The organism is Paracoccus sp. MKU1, assembly GCF_001447385.1.
Classification (GTDB): domain Bacteria; phylum Pseudomonadota; class Alphaproteobacteria; order Rhodobacterales; family Rhodobacteraceae; genus Paracoccus.
Window position 1 is genome coordinate 1 of the sequence record NZ_LLWQ01000113.1, and the last position, 1,724, is coordinate 1,724.

The 1,724-nt window shown below is 70.2% G+C and carries 2 protein-coding genes and 1 pseudogene; all 3 read left to right on the forward strand.

The features are described from left to right. On the forward strand, positions 1-766 hold a 766-nt coding region (locus AQY21_RS07315), incomplete at its 5' end, for a type IV secretion system protein (RefSeq protein WP_203416429.1). Continuing rightward, on the forward strand, positions 763-1,452 hold the full coding sequence (trbF, locus tag AQY21_RS07320; RefSeq protein WP_058097069.1) for a conjugal transfer protein TrbF: 690 nt from the start codon (positions 763-765) through the stop codon (positions 1,450-1,452). The genes AQY21_RS07315 and trbF, both read left to right, overlap by 4 nt. Then, positions 1,449-1,724 (forward strand): annotated as a pseudogene (locus AQY21_RS07325) (P-type conjugative transfer protein TrbG); the annotation flags it as partial. The gene trbF and the pseudogene AQY21_RS07325, both read left to right, overlap by 4 nt.

Consider the following 1,724-nt stretch of genomic DNA (forward strand, 5'->3'; position numbering starts at 1 on the left):
CTTCGGCAAGACCGCCTTCATGGCCGAACGCGTGCTCGGCAATGTCGTCTCCTCAGGCATCAAGGTGTTGGTCCTGGCGGTGATCATCGGCATCGGCAGCACCTTGTTCAGCCAGTTCACCATGGGCTTCGGGGGCGTTGCCCCCACCGTGGACGACGCCATGGCCATCGTGCTGGCGGCGCTGTCGCTGCTTGGCCTCGGCATCTTCGGGCCCGGCATCGCCACCGGATTGGTTTCCGGCGGTCCGCAGCTTGGCGCAGGCGCCGTCGCGGGGACCGGACTGGCGGTGGGCGGCGCCGCGCTCGCCGCCGGTGGCGCCACGGTGCTGGGCGCCAAGGGCGGTGCCATGACCGTGCGCGGTGGCGCCGCCACGGCGGGCGCCGCCTCCGCTGCTTATACGTTCAACTCCGCCGGACAATCCGGGATCGGCGGCGCCCTCTCCGGGGCCGCAGGCGTCGGCAAGGGCGCCGGCATTGCCGCCCTGTCGCCGCTGCGCAAGGCGGCGGCCAGCATCTCCAGGAGCCATGCCGCCGGGGTGAAGACCGCCTTCACCGGCACTGGCGGATCCACCACGCAAGGAACGCTCGGCGGTGTCGGTGCATCTGTGCCCGCGCCGTCATCCACCGGCAGCCCGCCCGCCTGGGCGCAGCGCCTGCGCGGGCAGGCCTTCGGCCGGGGCGCGACCGTCGCCGCCCATGCCGTGCGCTCGGGCGACAGCCATGGCCCCGGCGCCTCCGTCTCCCTTTCCGAAAGCGACAAGCCATGAACCTGTTCACACGCCCGTCCACGCATTACGGCAAGACGCCTGAGCCCGAGACACCCTATCAGAAGGCCGCGCAGGTCTGGGACGAGCGCATCGGCGCGGCCCGGGTGCAGGCCCGGAACTGGCGGCTGATGGCCTTCGCCTGTCTGATCCTCGCCGCCGGTTTCGCCGCGGCACTGGTCTGGCAATCGGCGCGCGGCACCGTGGTACCCTGGGTGGTGCAGGTCGATGATCTCGGCCAGGCCCAGACCGTCGCGCCGGCTGCGGCCGATTACCGACCCACCGATCCGCAGATCGCCTGGCATCTCGGCCGCTTCATCGAGCAGGTCCGCTCGATTCCCGCCGATCCGGTGATTCTGCGCCAGAACTGGCTCCGGGCCTACGACTGGACCACCGACCGCGGCGCCGCGGCGCTGAACGACCATGCCCGCGGCAACGATCCCTTCGCGCGGGTCGGCGAGCGGCAGGTCTCGGTCGAGGTGTCGAGCGTCATCCGCGCCTCGCCGGACAGTTTTCGGGTCGCCTGGACGGAAAAGCGCTACGAGAACGGTCAGCTGTCATCCACCGAGCGCTGGACAGCGATCCTGACCGTGGTGATCCAGACGCCCCGCACTGCGGAAACCCTGCGCGCCAATCCCCTCGGCATCTACGTCAATGCGATCTCATGGTCGCGGGAGATGAGCCAATGACCGCTGTTCTCACCGAAGGAATGTTCGTCACCCCGGCGCAGCGCTTGCCCCGATCCGTGCTGGCCGTTGTCCTGCTGTCGGCCACCGCGCTGGCGGGCTGCACCACCCAGAAATCGCCGCAGTTCAGCTATGACGACCATGTGCCGCCATTGCCGTCGCCGCCTCCTGCGGCCATTGCTGATCCGGCACCAAAGCCGCTGCATGTGCCGCCGGACTGGACACCGGCGCAAGGTGGCGATGCGGCGGAGAGTCCCACCGGCCGGGTGGCGAAT